Raw genomic sequence first — 15,445 nt, 5'->3', positions numbered from 1 at the left:
AGGTAGAGCGATGACAGTGCATTTCATTGGCGCAGGCCCAGGGGCCGCCGACCTGATTACGGTGCGCGGCCGCGACCTTATCGGCAAGTGCCCGGTCTGTCTCTATGCCGGCTCGATCGTTTCGCCGGAACTGCTGCAATATTGCCCGCCCGGAGCTCGCATCGTCGATACGGCACCGATGTCGCTTGACGAGATCGAGGCGGAATATTTGAAAGCGGCCAAAGCGGGTGAGGATGTCGCGCGCCTGCATTCGGGCGACCTCTCGGTCTGGAGCGCGGTCGCCGAGCAAATTCGCAGACTTGAGCAACACGGCATCGACTACACGCTGACCCCAGGCGTTCCCGCTTTCGCAGCCGCCGCATCTGCGCTCGGACGCGAGCTGACCATCCCGGCGGTAGCTCAAAGTCTCGTCCTGACCCGCGTGTCCGGTCGTGCCTCGCCGATGCCGAACAACGAGACGCTGGCGAAATTCGGCGCGACCGGCGCCACGCTCGCGATCCATCTGGCAATCCATGCGCTCAAAGAAGTCGTCGAAGATCTGACGCCTCTATACGGCGAAGATTGTCCGGTTGCGATCGTCGTCAAGGTTTCCTGGCCCGACGAGCGGATCATTCGGGGTACGCTTGCCACGATCGAAGCGAAAGTGGCTGCCGATCCGATCGAGCGCACGGCTCTGATCTTCGTCGGTGCGTCGCTTGGCGCCAGCGATTTCCGCGAAAGCTCGCTCTACGACCCGACCTATCAGCGCCGTTTTCGCGGCCGGCAATAGCGCGGCACCGTTGCAAATCTCTCCGAAATTTCCTCTAGTCGGGGCCGACAAACCGTGGGGAACAGGATCGGGACATGCAGCGGATTACCATTACCATCGATGACGATCTTCTGGAGACGATTGACCAGATCAGCGCACAGCGCGGCTATGCCAGCCGTTCGGAAACCTTGCGCGATCTCGTTCGCGACGCCGTTACGCGCGCGCAGCCGACCGTGGATGGCGACGCCAGATGCTACGCCGCCCTCGCCTATGTCTATGAACATGAAACCCGCGACCTATCGCGCCGGCTGACGACGGCGCAACACCATCACCACGATCTCTCAGTCTCGACGCTCCATGTTCATATCGACGGGCATGATTGCCTCGAAGTCTCCGTGCTGAAGGGCAAGACGGATGATATCAGGGCATTTGCCGACAGCGTGGTGACACAGCGCGGCGTGCGCTTCGGAAACCTGCACATCATCCCATCGGACGGCGGCGCGAAGCACTCCGAGACGCATTCGCATGACTGAGCGAGCGCATGATTGAACGGGCAGACGAGTTGCCGGGCTACTCGGTCAAAGCCGATCGGCGATATAAGCCATGCTTTCCTTGAGAGCCGTAACCGGCTCCTTCAGGGCATGCACCGCCGGGGCAAAAGGCTCGAAAGACACCGGTCCGGCATAGCCAGCAGAGAGCAGTGCTCGGAGCTGACCGACATTATCGAGACGATCCCTCGCATCGACAAGAACACGATGCGGATCGCGCATGTCCGCAACGGAAACATTGGGATCGCTGACGCCGGAAATATGCACGAGACCCGTTAGTTCGGGGAAGGTTGCCGCCTCACCGGCGAGGTGATGGTGGAATGTATCGTGCACGAGAAGGAAGGTGGATCTCGCACCGAGTTCCTCGATCGCCGCCGCCGCTTCGCTCTTCAGGCGCAGCGAGCAGATCTCGAAGCCGAGAGGCTCTACTAGGCCGATGATGCCGGCAGCCCCCAGCATCGGCTTCAGGGCCGATAGCGCCTTGCGGAGATTGGCATGCCGCGCCTCCAGCTCGCGGCCGCTGCCGTCGTTGACCGGAACGAGGACGAGCGCCCTGGCGCCGCAATCGCGCGCGTAATCGATCAGCGCCGCTGCCTCCCGGGCACGCTCGTCGTTCCACTCATTGAAACGCTGCAGAGCGTTGATCGAGATGATCGTCAGCCCATGCCGCGCCGCGAGCTCCTTGACGGCCGCTGCCGGCGTACCATCCAGGATCGCGTTCCCGGCAAGGTCATTGCGGATCTCGACGCTATCGATGCCGAGCTCTTTTGCGGCGGCAAAGAACGATTCGAGCCTCAATGACGGCGCGCACATATGATTGAGCGCAAAACGAATGGAACTCATGATGGGCACTCCTCCTCAAGGCGTCCGGCAGCAAGAGACATTCCAGATCCGCCGCGCCTGCGTTGCGAAGGACTAGCGACATTCCTGTCCTTCTTCCATCGGCATCAGCCATCATTCCTGATAGAATTCTTGAGATAATGATAGAATTACATCATACTTGTCAGATGTTTTCCGAGAGGAAGATTTCAAACGGCAGGAAGCTCTGCCCGGGAACGGCAGCGTCATCGCTCTCGACGGACTTGATCATCAGGCTCATCAGTTCCTTGCAAAGCGCCGGCAGCGGCGTGCCGATCGCCATGGCTACGACATCGTCGGCAAGCGCTGCCCTCGATTCCGGCGTCAACTCGTTGACGACGGCGATCAGCTTGCCGGATAAACGCTCCTCGCGAATGGCGGAAATTGCTCCCTCCATGCCGCCACCGCAGACATAGAAGCCGATGAGTTCGGGATGCTTCTGCAGGAGATCGAGCGTCGCCTCATGGGTAATCTCGGGCGTGTCGAGATTGATGAGCGTATCCAGCACCTCGAATTCCGGGGCATTTTCGCGGAAATAGGAGCGAAAGCCGATTTCGCGCAGCTCATGGCCGAGGAAGCGGTGGCTGCCGACAAAACAGGCGACCTTTCCCGGACGCCGTGCGGAGCGTGCGATGATCCAGGCCGCCGTGCGTCCGACCTTGCGGTTATCGACACCGATATAGCCCTGGCGCGCCGTGGTGGAGAAATCTGACAGGAGCGAAAAGACCGGAGTGCCTTTTTCCTTCAACTCCTCGATTGCGGCGGTGACCGCCGGATAATCCGGTGCGACGAGCGCGACCGCCTGGCTGCGTGACGCCACCGTCTTCAGCTTCTCGACGATCGCCGTCGGGGTCGAGGCTGCGACGAAGTCGATCTGGGCATTGATGCGCGCCGTCGTGACCGCCTGCGCCGCCGCCGCAATCTCCCTGGCAAAGGCCTGGTAGAAAGCTTGAACCGGTTTCTGCAGGACGAAGCCCAACCGATATTGCGGCAAGTCCTCGAAGACGCGCTGACGCAGGAGGCCCACGGCATGATAGCCGATTTCCTGCGCCGCCTCATAGACGCGGCGTGCCGTTTCTTCCCGTACGCGATGGCGCCCATTCAGCACGCGATCGATCGTCGCGACGCTGACGCCGGACGCCTTGGCAAGATCCGCTATGGTGGGGCGACGCATGGCTACTCCTGAGATATGTCATCATTCATGACATCAGAGTTTGATATGTTTTGATAGATTCCATCATTCATGCATTGAGGCAAGCGAAAAGTCGATCTATCGTTTTCGGCATCGAGGGCGGTGTGCTGTTGCCCATCGCGGGAGGCAGGAATGACGACGATAATCAAGCGTGACTATGATCTGCTCGGCGAAAGCGGCAAGCTGGCAGTGGAAACGGGACTTGCCGCCGCCGAATGGTATCATACAGATGTGCCGCGCAAGGACATGAAGGCGCTGATGCAGCGCTCGGACGCGCCTGCGATCCGCGACACCATTATCTGGCTTGGCAGCATGGTGATCTTCGCAGCACTTGGTGTCTACTTCTGGGGCTCCTGGATCTGTGTCCCCTTCTTCCTGGCCTATGGCGTGCTCTATGGCTCTGCCTCCGACAGCCGCTGGCATGAATGCGGCCATGGCACGGCGTTCAAGACACGCTGGATGAACGACGCGGTCTATCAGATCGCCTGCTTCATGATCATGCGCAATCCGGTCACCTGGCGCTGGAGCCATGCCCGCCACCACACCGATACCGTCATCGTCGGTCGCGATCCGGAGATCGCCGTCATGCGGCCACCGGACCTCTTCCGCCTCGTGCTGAATTTCTTCGGCATCCTCGATGCCTCGCATGCGATCGTCGACATGCTGCGCAATGCTTGCGGTGTCGTCAGTGCGGCGGAAAAGAGCTTCATTCCAGAGATGGAACAGCCGAAGGCGATCCGCATCGCCCGCATCTGGCTGGCCATCTATATCGCCACCATTGCGAGCGCGATCGCCATGGGCTCGATCCTGCCGCTGCTGTTGGTCGGCCTTCCCCGGCTCTATGGCGCCTGGCATCACGTCCTGACCGGCCTGCTGCAGCATGGCGGCCTTGCCGACAATGTCATCGACCACCGGCTGAACAGCCGCACCGTCATGATGAACCCGATCAGCCGCTTCATCTATTGGAACATGAACTACCATGTCGAACATCATATGTTCCCGATGGTGCCCTACCACGCCCTGCCGAAGCTGCATGCGATGATCAAGCATGATCTGCCGGCGCCAAACCCATCCATTTGGTCCGGTTACCGCGAGATGATTCCGGCATTCCTGCGGCAATTGCGCAACGAGGATTATTTCCTGAAGCGCGAGCTGCCGCCAACGGCGCGGCCTTACCGCGAGGAATTTCACGGCGAGTTACCGGCCGCCGCCGCTCAATAAATCGGACATAAAAAGGGAGGAAACGATGAGCAACTGGATCGAAGTCTGCGCCGCCGATGCGATCGACGAAGAAGATGTCATTCGCTTCGACCATGATGGGCGGACCTTCGCGGTCTATCGCAGCCCTGAGGATGACTATTTCGCGACCGACGGCCTGTGCACCCATGAGAAGATCCATCTCGCCGATGGGCTGGTCATGGACAACATCATCGAATGTCCGAAGCATAATGGCCGCTTCGACTACCGCACCGGCGAAGCCAAGGGCGCGCCGGTCTGCGTCAACTTGCAGACTTATCCGGTTAAGGTCGAAAACGGCACCGTCTTCATCGGGCTCTGAGGAGGCAAGCGTGGCTCATTTCGTCATTATCGGAGCCGGAGAATGTGGCGCCCGCGCAGCCTTCGCACTTCGCGAAAAAGGATTTGAGGGTGAGATCACCCTCATCGGCGCCGAGCCGCTGGCGCCATACGAACGCCCGCCCTTGTCAAAGGACGGGGCGGATAAGGCGCCGGAGCCGAAATTCATTGCCGCAGTGGAGCGTTACGGAGAGCAATCGATCGATCTGAAGCTTGAGACGACGGTCGCCGCGATCGATCCCGCGACGAAGACCCTCAGGCTCTCGGATGGACAGACGCTCGGGTATGACAAGCTTCTGCTTGCAACCGGCGCCGCGGCGCGAGGGTTTCCAGGCGTCGGCGCATCGCAGCGCATTCGCGTGCTGCGCACCCATGCCGATGCGGTGGCTTTGCATGCAGCCCTTCATCCCGGACGGCACATCGCCATCATCGGTGGCGGTTTCATCGGCCTTGAGCTGGCGGCAACGGCGCGTATCCGCGGTGCAGACGTCACCGTTATCGAGGGTCTGCCGCGCGTCTTGAAGCGCGGCGTGCCCGAAGAGATCGCTGAAGCGATTACCAGACGGCATCGCCAGGAAGGCGTGGATATTCGTTGCGGCCAGACCATTGAAGCCTTGAAGGAAGAAGCCGGCAGGGCGCTCGTTCGTCTGGCGGGCGGCGAAGTCATCTCCGCCGATCTGCTGCTCGTTGGGATCGGCGCACTGCCGAATGTCAGATTGGCAACCGAAGCCGGCCTTGCCATCGACAATGGCATTGCCGTCAACGAACGGCTGGAGACCTCCCATGCGGATATCTTTGCGGCAGGCGATTGCTGCTCGTTTCCGCTGTCACTTTATGGCGGAAGACGCGTTCGCCTCGAATCCTGGCGCAATGCGCAGGCGCAGGCCAATCTGGCCGCCGCCAACATACTGGGCGAAAGTGCGGAAATATCCGCCGTTCCATGGTTCTGGTCCGATCAATATGATTTTACGCTGCAGATCGCAGGGCTGGCGGATGAAGCGGTCACTCATGTGCGGCGCGACCTCGATGACGGGGCGTTCATTCTCTTCCATCTCGGCGCAGACGGAAGGCTGCTTGCCGCCAGCGGCATCGGGCGCGGCAATGCCATCGCGCGCGACATCCGCCTTGCCGAAATGCTGATCGCCGCCCGCGCACATCCAGATCACGCCGCTCTAGCGGCAAGCTCCGTCAAGCTGAAGTCGTTGCTTGCCGCATAATATCGCCGTCGGGCCTTGACCCAGGAGGCCAAAGCATAAATGTCTTCCCCTCCCGGCAAATGGAGGAAGCAATGAAAATACTCGGCATATCAGGCAGCCTGCGCAAAGGTTCCTTCAACACGGCTCTGCTCCATGCCGCCGTCGAACTGGCACCAAGCGGTGTCGAATTGATCGCGCGCACCATCCATGGCGTGCCGCTCTATGACGCCGATCTTGAGGCTGCGGACGGCATTCCGGAAAAGGTGCGGGAGCTCAAGGATCTGGCCATTTCGGCTGACGGGCTGATCCTGTTCACACCGGAATACAACAATTCGCTTCCTGGCGTCTTCAAGAACGCCATCGACTGGATGAGTCGCCCCTCCACTGACATCGCGCAGGTCTTCGGCGGCAAGCCGATCGCGGTTCTAGGCGCGTCCCCGGGCAATTTCGGCACCATTCTCAGCCAGAATGCCTGGCTGGCGGTCTTGCGTACGCTCGGTGGCGAAGCATGGTTTGGCGGCCGGTTGATGGTGTCGCGCGCCGGCAGCGTCTTCGATGCAGACGGGGCGATCGTCGATGAGAAGGTGAAGCACAATCTCTCGGCTTTCCTCGAAGGCTTCACCGCTTTCGTCGCAGATCGTGGCAAAGGTTGATCAACGGCTTTCCGGTTGAGCCGAAGGCAAACCGGAAGTCTATGATTGTGCCCAGGAATAGCCTAAGGTGAATCGAGGCGCCGAACCCGGCGTCTCCGGGGCCTTGCACATTCTCTTCCTTCGATAATCATGAAATCCAATAGTACCGGTTACGTCTTCACCCTGTTGGCAATCAGCATATTCGCCATACAGGACGGCATTTCCAAGCACCTTGTCAGCGCCTACCCGCCGCTTCTGGTGGCGATGATCCGCTATTGGGCCTTCATGCTCTTCGCCATCGCGATGGCCTCGCGCGCGCCAGGCGGATTGCGCCGCAACGCCCGGACCAAGCAGCCTATCCTGCAGATTGCCCGCGGCCTGCTGCTTGCCGCCCAGATCGTCGTCGCGATCTCGTCCTTCGTCATTGTCGGTCTTGCCCATACGCAGGCGATCTTTTCATCCGGACCGCTGATGGTGGCCCTGCTGTCCATACCGATCCTTGGCGAGAAGGTCGGCTGGCGACGATGGCTGGCAATTTGCTTTGGCTTCGTCGGCGTGCTGCTGATCCTGAAGCCGGAGAGCGGTGCCTTCGATGCGCGTTTCCTGGTGCCGCTTTTCGGTGCGCTGCTATTTTCGCTCTATGTCGTGCTGACGCGTTATGTCAGCCGCGAGGATGGCGCCATGACCAGTTTTTTCTATACAGGTGTGGTGGGTGCCGTCGCCATGACCTGCATCGGACCGTTCTTCTGGACGCCGCTTGCGCCGCATGATTGGGTCTTCATGGGCATTCTCTGCCTGACAGGCGTATCGAGCCATTATTTCCTCATCCGCGCCTACGATATGCTCGACGCGGTAGTGATTCAGCCCCTGACCTATCTACAGCTCGTCTTCTCCGCCCTTATCGGCGTTACCATCTTCGGCGAAAGATTGAGCGCGCCCATGATTGCGGGCGCGCTCGTCGTCGTTGCGGCTGGCATATTCACGATCTGGCGCGAACATGCTCTGGCGAGAACCCGGCTCAAGGCCGGCAAGACACAGACGGGTTAGAGCGGTTCAGCTTTTCACGGAACCTCTGAACCGCTCTATCTCTTTGTTGTCACGCAATTCCGGACGGAAAACCGCTGCGCACTTTTCCTGGAGCTGCTCTAAGCGTCCACCTCGGCACGCGGCTGCGCCTCGGTGTAGTAGCTTACATATTTCTGCCGGTAACGCTCCGTTCCGCCGAAATCGCTGTAGCGCGGCAGTTCCGACATGTCGGTCTTGTTGAGGATGACGCCCAGAATGCGCGAGTTGATCTGCGGCTCCTGTTCCAGGACATGGCGCACCAGATTGGTCGGGGTCGCACCCCATTCGGTCACCAGCAGGAAGGCATCGACCTGCGGCGCAAAAGCCTTCGCGTCGATGACGGGACCGAGCGGAGCAAGGTCGACGATGATATAGTCGAACATCTTGCGCGCATTCTCCATCAGATGCTGCATGCCCTGAGAGGATAGAAGCTCGCTGGTGTGCAGCAGTTGATCGCGCACCACGACCGGCAGGATCGCAAGTTTGGTGCGCGGGTCAACCTTCACGGCATTCGTCCAGGGCACTTCGCCAAGCACGGCTTCGATCAGGCCGGCATGCGGCTGTGACTTCAGCGTCCGGCTGAGGCCCGGATTGCGCAAGTCGGCGTCGATCAACAGCGTACGTTTGCCGCTGCTGGCAAGCAGCGCCGCAAAGTTGGCAGCGGTCGTCGACTTGCCCTCACCGGGGAGTGCCGAGATGACGCCGATGACGCGGTCGGCGCGGCCCTGCAGCATCACGTCGCTTGCGAGTTTCGCGTTTCTCAGGGTCTCGGCAAAGATCGAGCGCGGCGCTTCGACGGATATGCGCATCATGCGCTCGAAAGCAACGCCGTTTTCTCCATCTTCCGCCGTCGCCGGCTCCGCTCCTGCACTGGTCCTGCGCGACTTCTTCTTGTTCTTGCCCTGCTGGCCGAGCAGCGGCAGATAGCCGAGGAACTTCAATCCGAGCGCTGCCCGCACATCTGCTTCGACGCGGAAGAAGCGATCGCGGAACTCCTGGAATGCGGCGACACCGCAGCCGACCATCAGGCCGAGAATGATCGAGAGCGCCATGACGAGCGTCTTCTTCGGACTGGACGGCGCAGTCGGCACGCCGGCGAGTGATATGACGCGGGCCTTGGCGATGGGGAACGAGCGCTGTTGCGTCGCCTGCTCGAACCGGCCAAGATAGGATTCATAGAGCGTCTTCAGCGCGGATGCCTTCTGGTTCAGCTCATTCAGGTGAACCAGCGACTTGTTGGCTTCGGAATTCTTGCCGACGACTTTGTCGATGCTTTCGCGCAGCGATTCCGCCCGCGACTGAGCGACATCATACTCGTTCTTGTAGCTGGCGGTGAGCTGCTGAAGGACCTGATAAATCTGCCGGGTGATGTCCTGCCGCTCGGCCTTGAGCGCCACGGCCTGCGGATGATTGGCACCGAAGTTCTGCGTGACGTCCTGCTCGCGCTTTTCGACGGCGAGGTAGCGCGTCTTCAGATCCTGCAGCACCGAATTATCCGTCGTGTTTGACGAGATGGTCGCATTCTTGACGGCGTTGTCGGGGCCTTGGTCGATGATCGATTTATATTGATTGTAGCGAGCGGCGGCGCTGGCCGTATCGGCCTGCGCGATGATCAACTGCTTGTTCAGATCGGAAATCTGCTGTTCCGACATCAGTTCGCCGCCGGTCGAGGTCAGACCATTGTCGGCCTTGTATTTCTCGACTTCGAGCGAAGCCTCCTGCGCGCGCTGGCGCAGATCGTTCAAGCGCTCCTGCAACCAGACGGAGGCACGTTCCGTCGCGTCGAAATTGGCGTTCAGCTGGTCGGTGAGATAAGCGTCGGCATAGGCACGCGTGATCTTGGCAGCGAGAAGCTTGTCCGTCGAGCTGAAGGAGACGGCAACGACCGAGCTTCGTGTGACGCGCTCGACCTTCAGATTGTCCTGCAGAACGGCAGCAACCTTCTGACGCTGGGCCTCGCGCTGCTGCTCAGCTGTCATCGGCGGCCGGCCGGGCGTGAAGACGCTGACGATCAGGCCGACGCCGGATTTGAGCAACGCCGCCGGAGACGCGGGCGGGTTGAGCAATGTGTTATTGTCCGCAAGGCCGGCAGTATCGACCACGCGCAGCGCCATCTCATTCGATTTGAGGATTTCGACCGCACTGGCAATCTCCATGTCCGCCTGCTGGCTGCTTGCCGCCGGCGGCTGATCCTCAGCATATTTTGTCATGCTTTCGTCGAGCAATATCTGCGTCATCGAGGTATAGCTCGCAGTGGCCGTCAACAAATAGACGACGGCCAGGATGACAAAGGCGGCCATGGCGAAAATGATGGTGCGGATGCGCCGGACCACGACGGCCATCAGCCGATCGAGATCGATAAAGCTATCCTGCGACTCCGCTTGCGGGAGAGCGCTGTGGAAAGTGAAGTTCTTCTGATGCATGGCGACCACCTTGTCGGAGAAGCCCGAATGAACAATTGCCATGGCCTGCGGCCTTCCCGGCCGCAGGCCACAATGTGACAGGCTTAAGCGGCGGTCATCTGCGCTTCGTGCGAGACGACCAGGTTGCGGATCGAGTCATAGACCAAACCGCCGATATCGGCGCGAGCGAGCGCGAAGGCAACGTTCGCTTCGATGAAGCCGTGCTTCGACCCACAATCGAACGTACGCCCATTATAGACCTGGGCATGGAAGTATTGCGTCTCGGACAGGCGCAGCATGCCGTCGGTCAGCTGGATCTCGTTACCGGCACCGCGCTCCTGGTGGGCCAGAATATCGAAGATTTCGGGCTGCAGAATATAACGGCCATTGAGGTAAAAGTTTGAAGGCGCCTCGGACGGATGAGGCTTCTCGACCATTTTGGTCACCGCAAAGCCATGGCGCACGGACTCGCCCTTGCCGATAATGCCGTATTTCGACGTCTCTTCCGGGGCGCATTCCTCGACGGCGACGATGTTGCCGCCGGTCTCGTTATAGAGATCCATCAGGCCGGCCATGCAGCCACGCATACCGTAGCAGAGCATATCAGGCAAAAGCAGCGCAAAGGGCTCGTCGCCGATCAGGTCGCGAGCACACCAGACGGCGTGGCCGAGGCCAAGCGGCGCCTGCTGCCGGGTGAAGCTTACCGAGCCCGGACGCGGCAGAAGACGTTCCAACTCGCTGACCTGCTGGCTCTTGCCGGCCCGCTGCAGCGAGGAGATCAGCTCCGGCGTATCATCGAAATGATCTTCGATCGCCGACTTGTTGCGGCTGGTGACGAAGACGATGTGCTCGATACCGGCCTCGATGGCTTCGTCAACGGCGTATTGAACGACGGGACGATCGACGATCGTCAGCATTTCCTTCGGCATCGCCTTGGTGGCGGGCAGGAAGCGCGTTCCGTTGCCGGCAACCGGGATCACTGCTTTTCTCACACGACGTTTGGGGTCCATGGCTCTATCCTTTGTTAGAGTGAGGGCCTGCGCCCATATTGGGCAGAGGGGAGGAAAGTTGAGAGGGCGTCGGCTGGCGGCTGCTCCGCAGCGACGCGGCCAACCGACGAAAACGGGCAAAGACCGGCATGCTGAGATGACGTACGGCCCGCGGGTTGAGGCATGCGATCTTGAGCATCTCCTGCAGTTCGCGCTGCTTGATGCTGTCGACCAATTTAAGAAAAGCGATGACTTCCTTCAGATTGCGCGTGCGCCGCCGTTGGGCGGCAAGGGCAGCGGCGCCGAAGTGATGTTCGGCGAAGAACTTGGCGTCGGCGGCAAGCATGGCCTCGACATGGTCCTGCCGGAGAACACGCGAGATCGACCCATCGCGGATGTAATAGAGATAACCCACGCTCGGCTCGACGACGCAGACGCCGCCGCGAGCGAGAGCCGAAGCGAGGAAAATATAATCCTCTCCGATCCGCAGGGTCTCCTCGAAGCGCAGGCGATGCTTCTCGATGAAGGCACGCTCGAAGATCGGCTTCATATAGCCGAAATTGTGCTCCGACTGGAAAATCATGTTCGAGGCGATGAACTTAGCCAACGTCAGTATCGGCATGCGCGCGAGCATCGGCTCGGGAAACATCGGCAGTATCGTGCCGACGTCTTCGCGGATCACGTCGAGATTGTCGACCGCGATCTGTGCCTCGGCTTTTTCCGCTCTGGCGATCAGGCGGGCCATCCGATCCGGACGTAGGGCATCATCGGAATCGAGCACGGCCACCCAGCGGCCCCGGGCCGCGTCGAGCCCGGCATTGCGGGCAGCGCCCGGACCGCCATTGCGGGCCATGGCAACGAGTCGCACACGCGGATCGGGATGGTTGCCGGCAATCTCACGTGTATTGTCCGTCGAGCAATCGTCGACCACGATCACTTCCATACTGACGGCGCCTTGCGCCAGCGCGCTGTCGATGGCGCGCTCGAGCGTTTCCTCGGCGTTATAGGCGGCAATGACGAAGCTGACATCGGGGATGAAATCCGTCATTGCGGTGCCTTCTCCAGATTTCCGTATTGTTCGATTTCGCGGACTCCGAAGAGGCCGCTGACCACGCCGGCATGCATGATACCGCGCAGACCGTAGCGATGCCGCTTGATGGGCGATGCAAAGAGCAGCGCTGCGGCAACGAAGCAATAAGCGGATTTCGAGGCCGCCAGTGCAATCGCGCGCCAGCGCCCGAGGCCGCCTGCGGTCTCCAGCAGCATGCGGCCATGGGTCTGGCCCATGCGATACCGGCGCTTCGAGAGCCAGGAGACGGTCGCGCGCCCGTCCGGGACGGGTTCGTAGACCAGCGCATCGGCCGCATAGGCGATCCTGCCGCCGGCCTTATGCATAAGGGTAAAGAACTCGGTATCTTCGCCGCCGCTGCGGCCGAGCGCGATATTGAAGCGCCGGCCGGCAAGCGAAGGCGCGCCGCGGCGCAGCAATACATTGCAAGTGTAGCCGGTCAGGATTTCCCCGGCGACCCAGACAGGCAAAGTCGAATGAAAATCGCCGCGCCGCATCCACCCCGGAGCGACGTTTCCGTAGACGGCCTGAACGGGGCCAAGAACGGCGTCGGCGCCGGTCGTGTCGGCCATGATGAGCAATTCGCTCAGCCAGTCTTCCGAGGCGGTCTCATCATCATCGATGAAGGCGAGGAAATCGCCGCTTGCATGATCCAGGCAGGCGTTGCGGGCAATCGAGATGTTCGATGCGGGGCAATGGACATAGACAATCTCGAAGGGAACGGCCGAACGCATGGCATCGACGCGGTCCCGGGCACTCGGCGTCACATCGTTGTCGGCAACGATGATCCGGACGACGGCGCCTGTGGGGATGCTCAAGACGGCAAGCGACAGCAGCGTCTGATCGAGCTCTGGCCGCCTATAGGTGCAGACCGCAATGTCGATCTTTATCGGGCGCCGATGAGCCTGTGTCATGACGCCACCCTGCGATTGCGGAAGCTCAGGACTTCCATCCAGAATCCCATCGACCAGGCGAAATGCATGACCATCGCGGAAATGGCCGCCAGCGGCCCATAGGGGTTCTTATGTCCGAGAGCGATCCAGAAGCCATAGGCGATGCAGGCGACGGCCCAGAGGCCGACGGGGATAACCGCAATCCAGTTGAGGACGGCAAGGAAAGCGCCGATGAAGATCGGCACGACCGCAAGCGGCAGCATCTGGCGCAGGCTCGGCATGCTGCGATGCTTGAGTATATTGCGCGCGCGCCCACGACCGTACCCCAGATATTGCCTGAAGAGCGTCGGAATGCTGGCGCGTGGATAGTAGGTCATGGCAGTCTTGTCGGTTAGCCAGATCCGATACCCCGCCTTGTTCAGCCGATAATCCAGCTCCGCATCCTCGTTATGGCTGAAGCTTTCGTCATACCCGCCGACGGCGCGGAAGGCGGCAACGCGCATCAGCGCATGATGCCCGTGCTCCGCCCAATCACCCTTGGCACCTTCGCGATGTTTGGAGCCGCCATTGCCGAGCTTGGAGTTCTGGGCGACGGCTGTTGCCTTCTGGAAGGCACTGAACCCCATGGTGCGCATGGCGACGACAACGGAATCGGCACCCGTCGCATCAGCCTCCTGAACCAGTGTCTGGCAGTAATCATCCGGATAGTCGCCATGGGCGTCGATGCGGATGAAATACTCGTGATCGTCGCCGAAAGTCTCGATGGCGAGATTGATCGCCGCGCTTTGCAGCCGCTTCGGATTGTCGAGCAGAAGAACGCGCGGATCTTTCTCGGCTATATGGCGCACGATCTCACGCGTGCGATCGGTGCTGCCGCCATCAGCCACCACGATCTTCGCGTCGAGTTCGTCGAGAGCCCGCCCGAGCTTGTCGATCAGCGGCTCGATATGCCTTTCCTCGTTGAGGCAAGGAATAACGATTACGCAACGCATATCCCCTGAACTTCCGGTCATCATTGCAATCCACCTCTATTGCGATGCAGTTGTGGGAGGGCCTGTATCTCGGCCATCTGCTCATTGGCGCGCGTCAGCGATGCCAGCCGCTGCACCAGCAGCTGACAGTCGGCGCGATCTATCATCCATTGCTTGTGATCCTGGGATGCCACGGCCTCGAAAGCGGCGAGATAGCGCTTTACGTCTATCTCACCCAAAAGCGCCGTCAGATGTTCGGCGTCGGCCCGGTCAAGCGTGAGCCCGATCTTTCGGCTGGCAAGAAATCTTGCCGTCTCCGTATCCCTGATCGAGATCGGCACGGCACCGTAAAGACCGCCTTCATAGAGGCGGTTCGGCAGCAGCCAGCTGGAGTTCAATCCCTCTTCGAAAAAGTCGATCGCCCAGGAAAACTGGACCTCGCCGTAAATCGCCGCGAGATCCTCAGGGTTCTTGTAGGCGCCGCCAAAATGCATGAACGGTGCATCGCGGACGGTGCGGTCGAAGTCGTCGAACTCGGAATAGGCGGGACGGCCGCGCAGAACGATCTCGAAACGGCCTTCCATCCGGCGCGAGAATTGGTCGAGCAGCGCCAAGGATTTGCGGCAGCGAAGGGCGCCGAACCAGCCGATCTTCCAAGGCTTGCCCGCAGCCGGCGGCCTTGCGGCCGATGCGATGACGCGCGCCGCGGGCTCAAGCGCCAGCACCTTGTTTTCAAGCAGCATGACCGGCACTTGCAGCCCGGAGCGCGGACGGAAATAGCGCTCGATGAAGGCGGGCGAACTGGTCACCAGCAACGATGCCTGCGAGCCGAAATGACGCTCGGCACTGCGAAGCGCGCTGCCCACCACATCATCGCGCAACAGCAGCCTATGAATATCGAGGCATTCGTAGACAATAGGCACATCGCCGCCAAAGACGGATTTGGCGCGGTTGGCGAGCACCAGCATTTCGAGATTGCGGCCGATGATAATGTCCGGTCTTGCGATGGAGCGCAGCGCGCTGCGCAGTTTCGCCGCCGATCTGGCCACTGCCGCGATCCGCTGTGCAAACTGGGCATCCCGCGTCTTGCCGAGTTCGATCGGCTCGACGCCGCTAATGGCAGCTAGCGCATTGTCATCGCGCCGGAAACCCGCAAGCGTTACGAGCGCCCCGCCGGCCTGCAGCATCAGCACCCGCCTGCGCACAGCCGGATCGGCAAGATCATGTACGAAGTACAGTATATGCAGCATCAAAATTTCCGCTTTTGCGCCCGGCCGAAGCCTGGCGCTTGGTGTGGTTGGTGTTGC

At 60.7% G+C, this 15,445-nt stretch carries 15 protein-coding genes; 7 read left to right on the top strand and 8 right to left on the bottom strand.

The window, feature by feature from the left end; translation table 11 throughout:
* The first annotated feature begins 10 nt into the window (after nucleotides 1-10).
* Together cobM and nikR are read left to right on the top strand one after the other, a co-directional pair.
* On the top strand, nucleotides 11-769 hold the full coding sequence (cobM, locus tag AC13RE_RS22165; RefSeq protein ID WP_488564529.1) for a precorrin-4 C(11)-methyltransferase: 759 nt from the start codon (nucleotides 11-13) through the stop codon (nucleotides 767-769).
* Nucleotides 770-843: 74 nt separating this feature from the next.
* On the top strand, nucleotides 844-1,281 hold the full coding sequence (gene nikR / locus AC13RE_RS22160; protein WP_488564528.1) for a nickel-responsive transcriptional regulator NikR: 438 nt from the start codon (nucleotides 844-846) through the stop codon (nucleotides 1,279-1,281).
* A gap of 45 nt (nucleotides 1,282-1,326) precedes the next feature.
* Here the strand turns inward: nikR and AC13RE_RS22155 are convergent, their stop codons facing one another.
* Together AC13RE_RS22155 and AC13RE_RS22150 are read right to left on the bottom strand one after the other, a co-directional pair.
* Nucleotides 1,327-2,139 (bottom strand): TIM barrel protein, encoded by an 813-nt coding sequence (locus AC13RE_RS22155; RefSeq protein WP_488564527.1) that lies wholly within the window; start codon nucleotides 2,137-2,139, stop codon nucleotides 1,327-1,329.
* Between the two features lie 160 nt (nucleotides 2,140-2,299).
* Nucleotides 2,300-3,328 (bottom strand): LacI family DNA-binding transcriptional regulator, encoded by a 1,029-nt coding sequence (locus AC13RE_RS22150; protein ID WP_488564526.1) that lies wholly within the window; start codon nucleotides 3,326-3,328, stop codon nucleotides 2,300-2,302.
* Between the two features lie 150 nt (nucleotides 3,329-3,478).
* On the opposite strand from AC13RE_RS22150, the gene AC13RE_RS22145 reads away from it, so the two are divergent.
* From AC13RE_RS22145 to AC13RE_RS22125, 5 genes are all read left to right on the top strand, one after another.
* Nucleotides 3,479-4,567 carry a fatty acid desaturase family protein gene (locus AC13RE_RS22145; protein ID WP_488564525.1) on the top strand — a complete coding sequence of 363 codons (1,089 nt, stop codon included), beginning with the start codon at nucleotides 3,479-3,481 and terminating at the stop codon, nucleotides 4,565-4,567.
* 25 nt (nucleotides 4,568-4,592) lie between these two features.
* Entirely contained in the window at nucleotides 4,593-4,904 is a 312-nt protein-coding gene (locus tag AC13RE_RS22140) for a MocE family 2Fe-2S type ferredoxin (protein WP_075855758.1), read from the top strand.
* 10 nt (nucleotides 4,905-4,914) lie between these two features.
* Entirely contained in the window at nucleotides 4,915-6,138 is a 1,224-nt protein-coding gene (locus tag AC13RE_RS22135; RefSeq protein ID WP_488564524.1) for an NAD(P)/FAD-dependent oxidoreductase, read from the top strand.
* Nucleotides 6,139-6,209: 71 nt separating this feature from the next.
* On the top strand, nucleotides 6,210-6,770 hold the full coding sequence (locus AC13RE_RS22130) for an NADPH-dependent FMN reductase (protein WP_488564523.1): 561 nt from the start codon (nucleotides 6,210-6,212) through the stop codon (nucleotides 6,768-6,770).
* Nucleotides 6,771-6,899: 129 nt separating this feature from the next.
* Nucleotides 6,900-7,796, top strand: coding sequence for a DMT family transporter (locus AC13RE_RS22125; RefSeq protein WP_488564522.1), 897 nt, complete (start codon nucleotides 6,900-6,902; stop codon nucleotides 7,794-7,796).
* Nucleotides 7,797-7,894: 98 nt separating this feature from the next.
* Here AC13RE_RS22125 and AC13RE_RS22120 read toward each other — a convergent pair whose 3' ends face one another.
* The 6 genes from AC13RE_RS22120 to AC13RE_RS22095 form a co-directional block, all read right to left on the bottom strand.
* Nucleotides 7,895-10,237 carry a polysaccharide biosynthesis tyrosine autokinase gene (locus AC13RE_RS22120; RefSeq protein WP_488564582.1) on the bottom strand — a complete coding sequence of 781 codons (2,343 nt, stop codon included), beginning with the start codon at nucleotides 10,235-10,237 and terminating at the stop codon, nucleotides 7,895-7,897.
* An 83-nt stretch (nucleotides 10,238-10,320) separates the two neighbouring features.
* Entirely contained in the window at nucleotides 10,321-11,226 is a 906-nt protein-coding gene (galU, locus tag AC13RE_RS22115; protein WP_488564521.1) for a UTP--glucose-1-phosphate uridylyltransferase GalU, read from the bottom strand.
* A 4-nt stretch (nucleotides 11,227-11,230) separates the two neighbouring features.
* A complete protein-coding gene (locus tag AC13RE_RS22110; protein WP_488483927.1) occupies nucleotides 11,231-12,253 on the bottom strand; it encodes a glycosyltransferase family 2 protein in 1,023 nt (340 codons plus the stop codon).
* Nucleotides 12,250-13,188: a glycosyltransferase family 2 protein gene (locus tag AC13RE_RS22105; protein WP_488564520.1), complete on the bottom strand. Its 939-nt coding sequence runs from the start codon at nucleotides 13,186-13,188 to the stop codon at nucleotides 12,250-12,252. The genes AC13RE_RS22110 and AC13RE_RS22105 overlap by 4 nt, the downstream gene beginning before the upstream one ends.
* Nucleotides 13,185-14,159, bottom strand: a complete 975-nt coding sequence (locus tag AC13RE_RS22100; RefSeq protein WP_488564519.1) for a glycosyltransferase family 2 protein — start codon at nucleotides 14,157-14,159, stop codon at nucleotides 13,185-13,187. Before AC13RE_RS22100 ends, AC13RE_RS22105 begins: the two co-directional genes overlap by 4 nt.
* Nucleotides 14,160-14,179: 20 nt before the next feature.
* The gene (locus tag AC13RE_RS22095) at nucleotides 14,180-15,388 is read right to left on the bottom strand and encodes a glycosyl transferase family 1 (protein ID WP_488564518.1); all 1,209 of its coding nucleotides are present in this window, start codon (nucleotides 15,386-15,388) and stop codon (nucleotides 14,180-14,182) included.
* Nucleotides 15,389-15,445: the final 57 nt, after the last annotated feature.

Source organism: Martinezella sp. CNPSo 3959 (genome assembly GCF_057784355.1).
Note: the sequence above shows the minus strand (reverse complement) of the source record. Positions and strands in the feature narration are given on the sequence as shown.

Bases quoted from the DNA above. Each gene is read 5' to 3' on its own strand.
- AC13RE_RS22125 (WP_488564522.1), top strand. From the start codon at position 6,900: ATGAAATCCAATAGTACCGGTTACGTCTTCACCCTGTTGGCAATCAGC.
- AC13RE_RS22145 (WP_488564525.1), top strand. From the start codon at position 3,479: ATGACGACGATAATCAAGCGTGACTATGATCTGCTCGGCGAAAGCGGC.
- AC13RE_RS22155 (WP_488564527.1), bottom strand. From the start codon at position 2,139: ATGAGTTCCATTCGTTTTGCGCTCAATCATATGTGCGCGCCGTCATTG.
- cobM (WP_488564529.1), top strand. From the start codon at position 11: ATGACAGTGCATTTCATTGGCGCAGGCCCAGGGGCCGCCGACCTGATT.
- AC13RE_RS22100 (WP_488564519.1), bottom strand. From the start codon at position 14,159: ATGCGTTGCGTAATCGTTATTCCTTGCCTCAACGAGGAAAGGCATATC.
- AC13RE_RS22150 (WP_488564526.1), bottom strand. From the start codon at position 3,328: ATGCGTCGCCCCACCATAGCGGATCTTGCCAAGGCGTCCGGCGTCAGC.
- nikR (WP_488564528.1), top strand. From the start codon at position 844: ATGCAGCGGATTACCATTACCATCGATGACGATCTTCTGGAGACGATT.
- AC13RE_RS22095 (WP_488564518.1), bottom strand. From the start codon at position 15,388: ATGCTGCATATACTGTACTTCGTACATGATCTTGCCGATCCGGCTGTG.
- AC13RE_RS22105 (WP_488564520.1), bottom strand. From the start codon at position 13,188: ATGACACAGGCTCATCGGCGCCCGATAAAGATCGACATTGCGGTCTGC.
- galU (WP_488564521.1), bottom strand. From the start codon at position 11,226: ATGGACCCCAAACGTCGTGTGAGAAAAGCAGTGATCCCGGTTGCCGGC.
- AC13RE_RS22120 (WP_488564582.1), bottom strand. From the start codon at position 10,237: ATGCATCAGAAGAACTTCACTTTCCACAGCGCTCTCCCGCAAGCGGAG.
- AC13RE_RS22130 (WP_488564523.1), top strand. From the start codon at position 6,210: ATGAAAATACTCGGCATATCAGGCAGCCTGCGCAAAGGTTCCTTCAAC.
- AC13RE_RS22140 (WP_075855758.1), top strand. From the start codon at position 4,593: ATGAGCAACTGGATCGAAGTCTGCGCCGCCGATGCGATCGACGAAGAA.
- AC13RE_RS22110 (WP_488483927.1), bottom strand. From the start codon at position 12,253: ATGACGGATTTCATCCCCGATGTCAGCTTCGTCATTGCCGCCTATAAC.